Raw genomic sequence first — 14,632 nt, 5'->3', positions numbered from 1 at the left:
ATTATAACAAGATTATTATTATTTACATAATAAATTGCCTAGAAAAAAGCATCTTGCTATTATTCATAGCAAGATGCCCTCTTTATTCTGGTCTTTTCTTCGTCCACGTTTCTACTACTTCACCAGTATCATTAACATCTAGCACTAGGCTACCATTACTATACCGGTCTTTATTTCGATACGCTTTCGGATCAATCTCTTCTACAATGTTTTTCTCTGTCTTCATGTAAACTAATTCATCGTCCCGAACAATTTCAATACCGACAATGCGGTACGGATTACGTTTTAATTCTTTGAAAATAACAAGACCTCGTTTCGCCCTCGTTGATTTTTCAATTTCTGATGCTTTTAGACGTTTTACAGCACCGCGCTGTGTTACGAGAATAAGTTGATCTTTGTCACCATTTAACGGTTTACCAGAAGCGACATAGTCATCTTCTTTTAAATTAATTGCTTTCACGCCAGCAGCTCTTACACCGACTGGACTTACTTCATCTTCATGGAAAATAAGTGCATATGCACCGTGTGTAGCAAGAACGATATCACTCGTTCCATCTGTCGCAAATATATCGACAACTTCATCATCTTTTTTCAAGTTTACAGCAACGAATGCCCTTGAATAACGCTGAACTTTATATTGATTTAATTCTGTTTTCTTTATCATACCATTTCTTGTTACAAATACGATAAATCGTTTTTCTTCCTCAAAGTTCTGTACAACCGTTGCCCAAATGATTGTTTCATCCCGGTCGAGTGAAACGATATTAGCAACGTGCTGACCTAAATCTTTCCAACGAATATCTGGCATTTCGTATACTGGCAGATATATATAGTTTCCTTTATTCGTAAATAAGAGGACTGTCTCTGTCGTATTCGTATCGAATCGTTCAAGTAAGATGTCACCCTCTTTCATACCGAAGTCTTTGCCGTTTGAGGCATTGTGTGAGCGCCATCCAGTACGTTTCACATATCCTTCTTTCGTTACAGTAACGATGACATCTTCTTGTGGGATCATAACTTCTACATCGATTTTAATTTCCTCGATTTGATCTTCAATAATCGCGCGTCGATCATCACTATATGTTTTCTTAACTCTCTTTAAATCTGTTTTAATTACTTGAAGTAATCTTTTTTCACTTTGTAAAATTGCCTGTAGCTCAATAATTTTCTTATTAAGCTCATCTGCTTCTTCTTGTAACGCCGTAATGTCTGTATTCGTTAAGCGATATAATTGCAAGGAAACAATTGCTTCTGCCTGTGCTTCTGTAAAGCCAAATTTTGCACTTAAATTATCTTTCGCGTTACGTTTATCTTTTGAAGCTCGAATTGTTTCAATTACTTGGTCTAAAATCGATAATGCTTTCTTTAAACCTTCTACAATATGTTGACGATTTTCTGCTTTTCTTAATTCATATTGCGAACGTCTCGTAATAACCTCTTTTTGATGTCCAATATAAGCATCTAAAATTTTCGGTAATGTCATAAGTGTTGGACGACGATTATTGATCGCTACCATATTAAAGTTATATGGAATTTGCAAATCTGTATTTTTATATAAATAATTTAAAATACCTTCGGCGTTTGCTTCTTTCTTTAATTCAACAACAATTCGTAAACCAGTACGATCTGTCTCATCACGCACTTCAGCAATACCATCTAACTTTTTATCTAGACGTAATTCATCCATTTTCTTTACAAGGTTTGCTTTATTTACTTCGTATGGAATTTCAGTAATTACGATTTGCTGTTTCCCGCCACGAACCGTTTCAACCTCTGCTTTCCCGCGAATAATAATTTTACCTTTACCTGTTTCATACGCCTTTTTAATACCATCAATCCCTTGAATAATACCACCTGTTGGGAAATCTGGTCCTTTCATAACTGTTAATAAATCATCAACAGTACTATTCGGTTTATCAATACGCATCATTGTAGCGTCAATAACTTCTCCAAGATGATGCGGAGGAATTTCTGTTGCATAACCTGCGGAAATTCCTGTAGATCCGTTCACTAATAAGTTCGGGAACGCTGCTGGTAATACGACCGGTTCTTCACTCGTATCATCAAAGTTTGACACGAATTCAACTGTTTCTTTATCAAGATCACGTAATAATTCAGATGCGATTGGTGATAAACGAGCTTCCGTATAACGCATCGCTGCCGCTGGGTCCCCATCAACACTACCGTTATTACCATGCATTTCAACTAAAACATTACGTACTTTCCAAGTTTGGCTTAAACGTACCATCGCCTCATATACAGAGGAATCACCATGCGGATGATAATTACCAATAACGTTACCGACTGTTTTAGCTGACTTACGGAACGCTTTATCATGCACGTTTCCTTCTACATACATAGAATATAAAATACGTCTTTGTACTGGTTTTAAGCCGTCACGCGCATCTGGAAGTGCGCGATCTTGAATAATATATTTACTATAACGTGCAAAACGATCACCTAACACGTCTTCAAGCGGGAGGTCATGAAACTTCTCTGCTTGCATGTTATTCCACCTCCGTCTCCATAATCATTTCATTTTCTAAAATATTTCCTTCTTCTTGCATACCAAACTGTACATTACGTTCAATCCATTTACGGCGCGGTTCTACTTTATCGCCCATTAATGTTGTAACGCGACGCTCTGCTCTTGCTGCATCATCAATTTTCACGCGAATTAATGTACGCGTTTCAGGGTTCATTGTTGTTTCCCATAATTGATCCGCATTCATTTCACCAAGTCCTTTATAACGTTGTAACATATAGCCTTTTCCAACTTTTTTCGTTACACCGTCTAATTCCTCATCTGACCAAGCGTATTCAATTACCTCACTCTTACCTTTTCCTTTACTTACTTTGTATAAAGGAGGAAGTGCGATAAACACTTTACCAGCTTCGATAAGTGGCTTCATATATCTGTAGAAGAACGTTAATAACAATACTTGAATATGAGCCCCATCCGTATCGGCATCGGTCATAATTACAACTTTATCGTAGTTAATATCTTCAACATCAAATTCATTTCCTACACCGCCGCCAATTGCATAAATGATTGTATTAATCTCTTCATTTTTAAAGATATCAGCAAGCTTTGCTTTTTCTGTATTAATTACTTTACCACGTAACGGTAATACGGCCTGGAAACGTCGGTCTCGTCCTTGTTTCGCAGAACCACCGGCAGAGTCACCCTCTACTAGGTACAGTTCATTTTTTTGCGGGTTACGTGATTGTGCAGGTGTTAATTTCCCGCTTAACGTACCTTCTGATTTTTTCTTTTTCTTACCACTCCGCGCTTCTTCTCTTGCTTTACGGGCTGCTTCACGGGCTTGTGCGGCTTTAATTGCTTTTCTCACAAGAAGTGTAGCTACATCAGGATTTTCTTCTAAAAAGTATGCTAAATGCTCAGATACAATGGCATCAATTGAAGAACGCGCTTCACTTGTACCTAGTTTCCCCTTCGTTTGCCCTTCAAACTGAAGCACTTCTTCTGGTACACGTACCGAAACGATAGCCGCTACACCTTCACGAATATCTGTGCCTTCTAAGTTTTTATCTTTTTCTTTTAATAGGGCTACTTTACGAGCATACTCGTTAAACACACGCGTCATCGCTGTTTTAAATCCAGCTTCGTGTGTTCCACCATCTTTTGTACGTACGTTATTTACAAACGATAAAATGTTTTCTGAGTAGCCATCGTTAAATTGAAATGCTAGTTCTGCTTCAATTCCATTTTGTTCACCAGTGAAATATACAACTGGATGAATGGAATCTTTTTCTTCGTTTAAATATGAAACGAAAGCTTCAATTCCCGTTTCATAATGAAATACATCCTCTAAATCATTTCGTTCATCTTTTATCGAGATTTTCATTCCTTTTAATAAGAATGCAGATTCACGTAATCTCTCACATAATGTTTCATAATTATAATTTGTTGTGCTGAAAATCGTTGTATCTGGTTTGAAATGCATCGTAGTACCAGATTCTTTCGTCTTCCCGATTTTCTCAAGCGTCGTTACAGGAACACCGCCATTTTCAAAGCGTTGTTCGTAAATATTTCCGTCACGCTTAATCGTTACGACTAACCATTCTGATAAGGCATTTACAACAGATGCCCCAACACCGTGCAAACCACCACTCGTTTTGTAACCACCTTGACCAAACTTACCACCGGCATGAAGTACAGTTAAAATAACTTCAGGTGTAGGTTTCCCAAGTTTATGCATTCCCGTAGGCATTCCTCGCCCTTTATCTATAACGCTAATACTATTATCTTTATGTATTACGACTGAAATTTCGTCGCCAAATCCCGCTAACGCTTCGTCAACGGAGTTATCTACTATTTCATATACTAAATGATGCAATCCACGGCTGTCCGTGCTCCCGATATACATACCCGGGCGTTTTCGAACGGCTTCAAGTCCTTCTAACACTTGAATCGCATCTTCATTATATTGGAACTGATGCTTCGCCAAACTCCTTGCCCCTTTCCTAATCCAAAATCAGAACATATGTTTCTATTATAGAATAACGCCTCGACTATAGTTTTGGCAAGTTATCTTATCTCTTTTATATACCATTTTCAATAGAAAAATCCTTGTTTTCTCACAAGGATTCCTCTAGGCTACTATTTCAGAAAAATAATCGTTTGTCAACGAGAAATGGATATGTATTCCAAGATTACACATTCCAAACCTTTATTATGATCCAAATGATCAAGATCCAAAATGGGATTACAAATAACAATCCCCAAAAACAGCCTTTAAAAAATCTCATGATGAACACCTCGTTCATCGGCCCTACTTATCTATAATGAGGGCTGAATCAATCTTTCTACCTTTACATCTACACTATTTTGTCATCGCATGTTCTACTTTAATACAACGATCCATTATTACAGTATAGTCTTTTTCTTTTAAAAGTTTATATGTATCCTCATCTTGTACTCCTAATTGTGCCCAAAAAACATCTGCATCAATCTCTACAAATTCTTTTGCAACATCCATTAAAAACTCTGAGCGACGAAATATATTTACTATGTCAACGTGTTCCTTAATATCCTTTAGTGAAGAAACTGCCTTTTCTCCAAGCACCTCATCTACTGTTGGATTAACTGGAATAATGCGGTATCCAGCATCTTGCATTGCTTTTGAAACCATATACGATGTACGTTCTGGCTTATCTGATAATCCAACAACCGCAATTGTTTTGCTTTTCTTTAGCACTTCACCAATTTCCGTACGAGTTGGGTTTTCAATTGTCATAATTAATCCCTCCTATTCCTTTAGTATAGCCGATAAAGAAAGTCTCTTTCAATATGAAAGAGACTTTCTTTTATTTCGATTATTGATTCTTTGTAGCTGAATTATCTGCTAAAGTAGCCGATTTCGTCATTTTTTGACCGTTACGGTAGAATGTAACTTCTACTTTCTCGCCTACTTTTTTCTTTTCATATAAATATTTACGGAATTGAAGAGCATTCTCTACTTTTTGATTATCTAATGCTACTACAATATCATATTGCTCTAAACCAGCTTTTTCAGCCGGTGAGATTGGGTAAATTTTACCTAATACAACACCATTAGTTACTTCTTTCGGTACTTTCAATTGATTGACTGCATAAGCTTGCACATCTTCTAATGAAACAACACCTACTCCAAGCGCTGGACGTTTTACTACTCCATCTTTTTCAAGAGATTCAATAACTGGTTTTGCGATATTAATTGGAATAGCAAATCCAATCCCTTCAACTTCTTGTTGTGCAATTTTACTTGAATTAATCCCAATTATTTCACCATTTTGGTTAAATAATGCACCACCACTGTTACCAGGGTTAATCGCTGCATCTGTTTGAATAACTTGTGCTTGCCAATCTGGTCGTTTATCGCCATCAATATCAACCGGAATTTCGCGTTCTTTACTACTGATTATACCTTCCGTTACACTTCCATCAAATCCTAGCGGGTTACCGATTGCAATGGCTTTTTCACCCGCACGAAGTTTACTTGAATCACCTAAAGTGGCAACTTTATTTACATTAGATCCATCAATTTCAACAACTGCTAAGTCTAACCAAGGGTCCTTACCAACTAATTTCGCATCAACTTGCTTTCCGTCGCTCAGCTTCACAGCAAGTTTATTTGCTCCATCCACTACATGGTTGTTTGTTACAATATATGCTTTATTCCCTGCTTTTTTATAAATAACACCTGATCCTGAACCAGCTTGTTGTTCTTGACCTGTCGGTTGCATTGCAAATGGATCAACACTTTGTTGCATATTAATAACACCTACAACAACATCTTTCGCCCCTTCAATCATACCAGGTAAATCAGTTTCATTTTTCGCTTTATTTACAACAGGAACTACAGTACCTTCTACTTTTGAATCCGAACTAAATGATGATACTGGCGCTCCATTATTTTGAGCCCATGGCATATATGGTGCTGCAAAACTAATCGAAACCGCTCCGACTACAGCTCCCACTAAACCTGTGAAGAAATAGCCTTTTTTACTACCTGATTTTCTCACTTCTCTCGTTTCACTATGCTCTTCATTTAAATTTGGTCCGTCGTAATATCCCATGTTTTATTTCCCCTCTCTGGTGAATTCGTATTTTCAGTATAGTCACGTTTTGTGTCCTTCTTGTGAACTCATCGTGAAATCCAATTAAAAAAATACACTTATCTAACATTGTAGACAAAAAAAGTATTTTTTGTACATTTTACCTTCAAAAGAGAGTATAAAATCGCCATTTCCCTAGGCTAAATTACACAAATCGCTCTAGATTATTCTTCAAATTTATAACCAACTCGAATAACAGTACCGATATGCTTCGCTTTATCTCCTAGCTTATTTCGAAGTTTTTTAATATGGGTATCAACCGTTCGGTCATCACCGTAATAGTCATATCCCCATAACTGATCTAATAAATGTTGACGTGATAACACGATTCCTTTGTTCTCCATTAAATACACAAGAAGTTCAAATTCTTTATGTGTCAATATAATTTCTTCTCCATCTACTAAAACAGTTCTAGATAGACGATTTACTTCTATTCCAGCTAAAGACATAGCATTTTCTTCCGCTACTCCTACCGCACCATCCGCACGTTTCAATAACGTCTTTGCACGAGCTACTAATACTTTCGGGCTAAATGGTTTCGTTACATACTCGTCTGCACCTAATTCGAAACCTAGCAATGTATCATCCTCATCCGAACGTGCTGTCAACATAATAATTGGTACTGCTGATTCTTTTCTAATTCTTCTACAAACAGACCATCCATCTATTTCTGGTAACATAATATCTAACATAATTAAATCAATTTCATGCTCTGCAAATAACTCTAACGCTTTTTTTCCATCTTCTGCTTCGATTACTTCAAAGCCTTCATTACGAAAATAATCACTAACAATTTCACGTAATCTTCTTTCATCTTCAACAAGCAATACTGTTTTATTCATATCATCTATCCCGCCTTTTTACTCTTTCAATCGAATAATACGTTGATTGGAGCTTCCGCGAAATGGAAGTGTTAAATCTTTTTTCTCAATTTCAAACCTTCCATCGACTAAAACATCCCCATAATGTAACAACTCTATCATATCATTATTTTGAGAACTCTGTATCTCTTCTAACGTATAACCTGTATACATCCATAGGTTTTTTTTTAAATCTTTCACGATTTTTGCTACCTTTTTCACTTCAGCAGCTTGAAAAAATGGATCTCCACCTGAAAATGTTACATCAGTTAATGGATTACTTGCAATCTCTTTCACAATTTCTTCTACTGTCATTTCCGTTCCATTGCAAATATTCCATGATTTCGGATTATGGCAACCAACGCAACGATGCGGACAGCCCGCAAAAAACACGACTGTCCGCAATCCTTCTCCATCTACTACACTATCATGAATAATATTCATCACTTTCATTTATGTTTCACCCGATCTATCTCTTCACTACGTTTCGCACTATTCCACTTCGACATATCTCCTACAAGATAGCCTGTTATACGGCGAATTCTTTCTATATTAGCCTCATCTTCATTCCCGCAACTTGGACATTCATTCCCAATAACCCCGTGATAACTACAGCACTTACAACGGTCAACAGGATGATTAATTGAACCGTATCCAACGCCATGTTCTGCCATAGCTTGTACAATTTGTTTTAATGCCTTTTTGTTATGCATTGCTGCTCCGTCTAGTTCAATATAAGTAATGTGTCCTCCATTACAGAGAGCATGGAACGGGCCCTCTAAACGGATTTTATTTATCGCTTGAATGTTATAATAAACTGGAATATGGAATGAATTCGTATAGTAATTATGGTTCGTTATACCGCTAATCACGCCAAATTCTTCTCTATCTTTTTTCACAAACTTCCCTGATAATCCTTCTGCTGGAGTTGCAATTACTGAGAAATTCAGTTGATGTTCTTCTGTCGCTTTATCCATTCTATCTCTCATAAAGGAAATAATTTCATACCCAAGTTTCCATGATTCTTCATCTTCCCCATGATGCTTTCCTGTTAAAGCTACTAAACATTCCGCAAGACCGATAAAACCAATACTTAACGTCCCTTGTTTTAAAATCGAGGCTACGGAGTCTTCAGGCTGCAACGTTTCTCCACCACGCCATACACCTTGTGAATATAAAAACTGAAAATCTCTTGCTCGCTTCGTACATTGATACGCATATCTTTCTAATAGCTGCTTAATTCCTAAATCTAAATAATAGTTTAGCGCTTCAAAAAACGCTTCTTTTGAACCACTAATTAACGCTAATTTCACTAAATTAATAGACGTAAATGATAAATTCCCTCTACCAATCGCTGTTTCTTCTCCATGTATATTAGACATAACACGGGTACGACATCCCATGTAACATACTTCACTTTCTGGTCTTCCATCATAATGCACTGCATTAAACGGCGCATCTAAAAATGAAAAGTTAGGGAATAATCGCTCTGCGGTTGTCTCTAATGCTAATTCAAATAAATCGTAGTTCGGATCACTTTCTTCAAAATTCACACCTTTTTTCATCTTGAAAATTTGAATCGGAAAAATCGGTGTCTCTCCTTTACCAAGTCCAGCTTGTGTCGCTTTTAAAAGTTGTTTAATTAACATTCTTCCTTCTTTTGATGTATCTGTTCCGTAATTAATAGAAATAAACGGGACTTGTCCTCCGCCCCTACTATGCATACTATTCGAATTATGAACGAAAGCCTCACACGCTTGATACGTATCATTTTCCGTTTCTTTCCATGCAAATTCTTCTATTTGTTCTTTCGTAAGCGGATATGATTGTAATCGTTTTTTATGTCTCTCAATTGTTTTTCGTACATAAGGTGCTAAATCAATATCAAAGAGTGCAAACGATTGACCACCATGCTGCATATTTTGATTCGCTTGAAAAATAATAGACGCAAGAGCCAATGCACTTTTAATGTCTTGCGGTTGTCTCATATGTCCATGCCCCGTATGAAAACCGTTAGCAAGCATTTGTGCTAACGGAATTTGTGAACAAGTCGTCGTTCCTGTCGCATAAAAATCTAAATCATGTGGATATAATATATTTTCATTTATTGCTTTTTTCACTTGATCTGACAATAAATTCTCAACAGCATAATATTTTGCACTCTCAGATGCGAAGGTTCCCATTACGCCCATTGGAGAGCGGCCGTCTACATTTGCATTTTCTTGCATTAAATCTTGTTCATTGCCGTGGACTATTGTCTCGAACACTTTCATTAATTCTTCTTCTCCACGTGTATTATTTTGTAACATTTATAACCCTCCACCAATATGTTGTTATCTTTTGATTAAAATGTTACTACATATAGTCTTACTGTTTCTGTGAGAAATGTAACATTACTGTGAAATTTTTTTCACGAAATAATGAATTTTTCATTTGCAAAAAAGAAATGTGCTCTTTACAAATGTATGGTACAATATACGGGAAAAACTCTTTTTACCCTTTATCAACACATTTGAATAAAGGAGACTGAACTTATGGTTACTACATATCTTTTATTTATCGTTGCCTACTTACTTGGCTCGATTCCATTTGCACTAGTTGTTGGAAAAATTGGCTACGGAATCGATATTCGTGAGCACGGGAGCGGTAATCTAGGCGGAACAAACACATTCCGCACATTAGGGAAAAAAGCAGGTTTTACCGTTACAATTGCTGACATTTTAAAAGGGACTTTAGCAACAAGTCTACCAATGATTTTCGGATTAGATATTCACCCACTATGGTTCGGGTTAGCGGCTGTTCTTGGACATGTCTATCCAATCTTCGCGAAATTCCGCGGTGGTAAAGCAGTTGCAACTTCTGCTGGGGTACTATTATGCTATTCACCAGTTGTTTTTGCAATATTGGCTGTTGTATTTTTCACCCTTTTATTTACAACAAGATACGTATCACTTTCTTCTATGGTAACAGCAGTTGTTGCTGTTATTGCATCCATTGTTAGCGGGGATAAAATCTTCATTATTGCGATGTGTTTATTAGCAGGTATGGTTATTTATAAACACCGTGCAAATATCGGACGAATTATAAATAAAACTGAACCAAAAGCAAACTTTTCAAAAAAGCAAAAATAAGATCGTAACCCACATAACGCAAAAAGAAAACGTGAAGCATATTAATAGCGTCTTTTTGCGTTATTTTTTATACTAAAGAAAAAGCAACATAATTTGGAGGAACTATACATGAATCTTTCCGTAACAAAAGAAGCAGCACAATGGTATAAAAATGAATTAAACTTACAATCAAATGAAACACTACGCTTTTTCGTACAATACGGTGGTTGCAGTACTGTGCAAAAAGGACTTTCTTTAGGTATTCGTAAAGATGATCCTGCACACCCTGCTGTTCAAATTCAAGAAGAAGGCATTAACTTCTTTATTGAAGGCGATGATGAATGGTTCTTCGATGGACATAATTTATCTGTTACACTTAACGAAGGTGACGACTTCCCACAATTTAATTATGAAAAATAAAAAAACGTGGCTTCTGCCACGCTTTTTTATTTTTTCTTAATTTCCTCATATTTCGCATACCACTCAGGATATAACTTTTTAAATGATACAGGACGGAACCCTTCTTTTTTCGCACAAATATTCGTCGTACTTGCAGTAATACACAGTTCACCATCACCATTATATATTTCATATCCATATACAACGCGAAGTGGGCTCACAGTATCTACCCATGTTTTTACGATTGCTTTTTCTCCGTAACGCATCGCTTTACGATATGAAATTTGTAAATCTAACACAGGAGAAATAATTCCTTCTTTCTCCATTTCAACATATGAAAAACCTAAATCTTGTATAAGTTTCGTGCGACCTAACTCAAGCCACACTAAGTAGTTTGAATGGTAAACAACACCCATTTGATCTGTTTCCGCATAACGGATTTCAACTTCATGTTCTGCTACAAACATATGTATTCGCCTTCTTTCACTTCTGCTGCCTTGCATACATTTAATCATAATACAGTAACATCAAAAATAAAATAAAAACAGTGAATCTTTTACTGAAAGGAGCCAGCATATGATTCAAATTGTAACGGTTCGTAGCGGTGATAGCGTATATAGCTTGGCATCAAAATATGGATCGACACCTGACGAAATAGTAAAAGACAATGGACTAAATCCAGCTGAAACGCTCGTTGTTGGTCAGGCACTTATCGTTAATACGAAAGGAAATAATTATTATGTACAGCCTGGTGACAGCCTCTATCGGATTTCTCAAACATATAATGTCCCCCTCGCTAGTTTAGCTAAAGTTAATAATTTATCTTTAAAATCTATTCTCCATGTCGGACAACAATTATATGTACCAAAAGGCACAAAACGAGCTGTAGAATCCATCGCTTATTTACAACCTTCCACTATACCGATTAAAGAGAGTTTAGTTAATGCTACACGTGCCATCAATCCATTTTTAACATATTTAGCTTATTTTAGTTTTGAGGCAAAAAGAGATGGCACATTAAAAGAACCTACTGAAACAGCTAAAATTGCTAATATTGCAACGCAAGGGCAAACAATCCCTATGCTCGTTATTACAAATATTGAAAATGGTAATTTCAGTGCCGATCTAACATCGGTTATTTTACGCGACGCAACGATTCAAAACAAATTTATTACTAACATTTTGCAAACAGCTGAAAAATATGGCATGCGAGACATTCATTTCGATTTCGAGAGTGTAGCACCCGAAGACCGCGAGGCATATAATCGCTTTTTACGAAATGTAAAAACACGCTTACCTAGCGGGTACACATTAAGCACAACTCTCGTACCGAAAACAAGTTCAAATCAAAAGGGAAAATTTTTCGAAGCCCATGATTATAAAGCGCAAGGGCAAATTGTTGATTTCGTCGTCATTATGACATATGACTGGGGTTGGCAGGGCGGGCCACCAATGGCAATCTCTCCTATCGGTCCTGTAAAAGAAGTACTTCAATACGCAAAATCTCAAATGCCTCCCCAAAAAATTATGATGGGGCAAAACTTATACGGATTCGATTGGAAACTTCCGTTCAAACAAGGGAATCCACCAGCAAAAGCAGTTAGCTCTGTCGCAGCTGTTGCACTTGCTCGTAAATATAATGTTCCTATCCGCTATGATTTCACAGCTCAAGCTCCACATTTTAATTACTTTGACGAAAATGGCGTACAACATGAAGTTTGGTTTGAAGATGCGAGGTCTATTCAAAGTAAATTCAATTTAATGAAAGAGCAGGGCATTGGCGGTATTAGTTATTGGAAGATTGGCTTGCCATTTCCACAAAATTGGCGTTTACTTGTTGAAAACTTTACGATTACGAAAAAGGGCTGACAAAAGTCAGCCCTTTTTGTACATTTTGTTAAGATTCATCTTTGATTTCACTTTTTAATGAGTCAATACTTTCTAAACGTCTTTGATTTTTTGCTTCAATAGCAGCACGATCTTTTTCATTAGAAAGTTCCGCTGTTTCTTTTGCTTCATTAAAGTTATCAACTGTATTTTGCACCATTTCTTGTAACTTTTCAGCGTTGTCACTTCGATTATCTGGATTTGGCATGTACTTCCCTCCTAATATTGTATATACACACCATCTTAAATTACCTATCTTTCCTCAAATTTATACATAAAAAAGGAGAATGTAATATTCTCCTTTTCTTTAACCATTATCAACAATCGGTTGTTTACCTGTTTGATCTTGCATTTGCTTTCCTTTATTTCCACCAGCTTTTTTCGATTGTGTTCCAATATGATTTGGTGCAAAGTCTTTTGAATTTTTTTTCGGATTACCCATTACTATCGCCTCCTTAACACTAGTATCGTACTAGTGTTAAGAATTATTCAGCTTGCTTAAAAAGTTTCATTTCATAACGTTTTTCAATGCGCTCTTCAATGCGATCAATTGCCTCACGATCGCTTAATAATTGTTGTTTATTTTCATTTACAAGTTCTTCAAACGATTTACGGCGACTTCTTCTCATGTTGTTCACCCTCTCTCCTTCGCTTTCTTATTACATAGTATGAGCAAACAAAAAACTCTTTAATCAGATTTGTAAGAAAATTTTATGTTTTAGTACTCCTAAAAAAACTCCGTGTACAATATATTGCACACGGAGTTTTTTATACCATAATATTTAAATACTCTTTCAACTTTTCATCTGCATTCATTTCATTTTCTTTATAATCATGAAGCGCCTGTAATACAAAATCATACTGCTCTAAAATATAACTTTCTAATTTCATAACATCCTCTAAGCTATTAAGCATAATTCTCGTATTACCAACTTCACTTTTTAACGCCGGTTCACATTTTAAACTTGTACATATTTCTTTCACATCTTCTTCTAATATCTCTGTTAATACGTATTTCTTTCGCCCTTTTACCTTTAATCTCATAACTGGATAAAAAGCTTTTATATCTAAATAACTTCCTACGTTCATACAACGTAGCCATTCTACATTACGTTTATTACATGCAAGTATTTCTTTCACCGCTTCATATACCGCAGTTTCATCAAGCATAGCCTTATTTACTTTTCGTTTCCCTTCTTCTTCAATAGCTGCACACTTTTGATAAACAGCAGCACACGTAATGCAATCGTCAAATGCATTATGAGAGCTTAAACGAATTCCAAGCATTCGTTTTAACGTTTCAAGTTTATGATTAGGCGCATGCTTCATGTATTTCTTTGCTAAAAATACAGTATCAATTACTTTATTTTTAGGTTCAGGCAACCCAAGCATATTTACATTACTTTTCAAAAAGCGCATATCAAAAGAAGCATTATGGGCCACAATAACATTTGTATGTAAAAATGCTAAAAATAAAGGTAACACTTCTTCAATCGTCGGTGCATCTGAAACGCGATAATTAGTAATACCTGTTAAACTCGTTATTCGGTCCGGAATTGGCCGCTCTGGATTCACGTATGAAACAAATTGATCTACTAATTCATGATTACGATATTTCACCGCTGCAACTTGAATAATTTTATCATTATAAGGGTTAAATCCTGTTGTTTCAAAATCAATTACAACATAATCTAACGGTAAGGATACATTCCCCACTCCATACACTCCTTTATCTCTAAACGTTTATATTTCTTA

The 14,632-nt window shown here is 36.2% G+C and carries 15 protein-coding genes; 3 read left to right on the top strand and 12 right to left on the bottom strand.

The annotated features are described in order from the left end of the window. Positions 1 to 82: 82 nt before the first annotated feature. The 7 genes from parC to F3I02_RS25365 form a co-directional block, all read right to left on the bottom strand. On the bottom strand, positions 83 to 2,506 hold the full coding sequence (gene parC, locus F3I02_RS25395) for a DNA topoisomerase IV subunit A (RefSeq protein ID WP_001147465.1): 2,424 nt from the start codon (positions 2,504 to 2,506) through the stop codon (positions 83 to 85). Between the two features lies 1 nt (position 2,507). After that, positions 2,508 to 4,472 (bottom strand): DNA topoisomerase IV subunit B, encoded by a 1,965-nt coding sequence (parE, locus tag F3I02_RS25390; protein ID WP_001062202.1) that lies wholly within the window; start codon positions 4,470 to 4,472, stop codon positions 2,508 to 2,510. Between the two features lie 375 nt (positions 4,473 to 4,847). After that, on the bottom strand, positions 4,848 to 5,261 hold the full coding sequence (locus tag F3I02_RS25385; protein ID WP_000151386.1) for a CoA-binding protein: 414 nt from the start codon (positions 5,259 to 5,261) through the stop codon (positions 4,848 to 4,850). Positions 5,262 to 5,340: 79 nt separating this feature from the next. Continuing rightward, positions 5,341 to 6,582, bottom strand: coding sequence for a S1C family serine protease (locus F3I02_RS25380; RefSeq protein WP_000542646.1), 1,242 nt, complete (start codon positions 6,580 to 6,582; stop codon positions 5,341 to 5,343). Positions 6,583 to 6,785: 203 nt separating this feature from the next. Beyond that, positions 6,786 to 7,463 (bottom strand): response regulator transcription factor, encoded by a 678-nt coding sequence (locus F3I02_RS25375; RefSeq protein WP_001044679.1) that lies wholly within the window; start codon positions 7,461 to 7,463, stop codon positions 6,786 to 6,788. A gap of 18 nt (positions 7,464 to 7,481) precedes the next feature. Beyond that, entirely contained in the window at positions 7,482 to 7,934 is a 453-nt protein-coding gene (gene nrdG / locus F3I02_RS25370) for an anaerobic ribonucleoside-triphosphate reductase activating protein (RefSeq protein ID WP_000867078.1), read from the bottom strand. Next, complete coding sequence (locus F3I02_RS25365; RefSeq protein ID WP_163051164.1) at positions 7,931 to 9,790, bottom strand: anaerobic ribonucleoside triphosphate reductase; 1,860 nt, start codon at positions 9,788 to 9,790, stop codon at positions 7,931 to 7,933. Before F3I02_RS25365 ends, nrdG begins: the two co-directional genes overlap by 4 nt. A 225-nt stretch (positions 9,791 to 10,015) precedes the next feature. Here F3I02_RS25365 and plsY point away from each other — a divergent pair, with 225 nt between their 5' ends. Both plsY and F3I02_RS25355 read left to right on the top strand, forming a co-directional pair. After that, positions 10,016 to 10,612, top strand: a complete 597-nt coding sequence (gene plsY, locus F3I02_RS25360) for a glycerol-3-phosphate 1-O-acyltransferase PlsY (RefSeq protein WP_000258974.1) — start codon at positions 10,016 to 10,018, stop codon at positions 10,610 to 10,612. A 108-nt stretch (positions 10,613 to 10,720) separates the two neighbouring features. Continuing rightward, positions 10,721 to 11,011, top strand: a complete 291-nt coding sequence (locus F3I02_RS25355; protein WP_001054453.1) for a HesB/YadR/YfhF family protein — start codon at positions 10,721 to 10,723, stop codon at positions 11,009 to 11,011. Positions 11,012 to 11,037: 26 nt separating this feature from the next. Here F3I02_RS25355 and F3I02_RS25350 read toward each other — a convergent pair whose 3' ends face one another. Then, positions 11,038 to 11,457 carry an acyl-CoA thioesterase gene (locus F3I02_RS25350; protein WP_000495812.1) on the bottom strand — a complete coding sequence of 140 codons (420 nt, stop codon included), beginning with the start codon at positions 11,455 to 11,457 and terminating at the stop codon, positions 11,038 to 11,040. A gap of 109 nt (positions 11,458 to 11,566) precedes the next feature. Here F3I02_RS25350 and F3I02_RS25345 point away from each other — a divergent pair, with 109 nt between their 5' ends. Continuing rightward, positions 11,567 to 12,859, top strand: a complete 1,293-nt coding sequence (locus F3I02_RS25345; RefSeq protein ID WP_000614862.1) for a glycoside hydrolase family 18 protein — start codon at positions 11,567 to 11,569, stop codon at positions 12,857 to 12,859. A 28-nt stretch (positions 12,860 to 12,887) separates the two neighbouring features. Here F3I02_RS25345 and tlp read toward each other — a convergent pair whose 3' ends face one another. The 4 genes from tlp to F3I02_RS25325 form a co-directional block, all read right to left on the bottom strand. Continuing rightward, the gene (tlp, locus tag F3I02_RS25340) at positions 12,888 to 13,085 is read right to left on the bottom strand and encodes a small acid-soluble spore protein Tlp (RefSeq protein ID WP_001133511.1); all 198 of its coding nucleotides are present in this window, start codon (positions 13,083 to 13,085) and stop codon (positions 12,888 to 12,890) included. 99 nt (positions 13,086 to 13,184) lie between these two features. Next, positions 13,185 to 13,319 (bottom strand): acid-soluble spore protein SspN, encoded by a 135-nt coding sequence (sspN, locus tag F3I02_RS25335; RefSeq protein WP_000527987.1) that lies wholly within the window; start codon positions 13,317 to 13,319, stop codon positions 13,185 to 13,187. Positions 13,320 to 13,362: 43 nt separating this feature from the next. Further along, positions 13,363 to 13,506 carry an FbpB family small basic protein gene (locus F3I02_RS25330; RefSeq protein WP_001254703.1) on the bottom strand — a complete coding sequence of 48 codons (144 nt, stop codon included), beginning with the start codon at positions 13,504 to 13,506 and terminating at the stop codon, positions 13,363 to 13,365. Between the two features lie 139 nt (positions 13,507 to 13,645). Further along, positions 13,646 to 14,593 carry a 3'-5' exonuclease gene (locus tag F3I02_RS25325; protein ID WP_000528755.1) on the bottom strand — a complete coding sequence of 316 codons (948 nt, stop codon included), beginning with the start codon at positions 14,591 to 14,593 and terminating at the stop codon, positions 13,646 to 13,648. Positions 14,594 to 14,632: the final 39 nt, after the last annotated feature.

Source organism: Bacillus sp. SRB3LM (genome assembly GCF_015712745.1).
Classification (GTDB): domain Bacteria; phylum Bacillota; class Bacilli; order Bacillales; family Bacillaceae_G; genus Bacillus_A; species Bacillus_A thuringiensis_K.
This window is presented reverse-complemented; position numbering and strand designations above follow the sequence as displayed.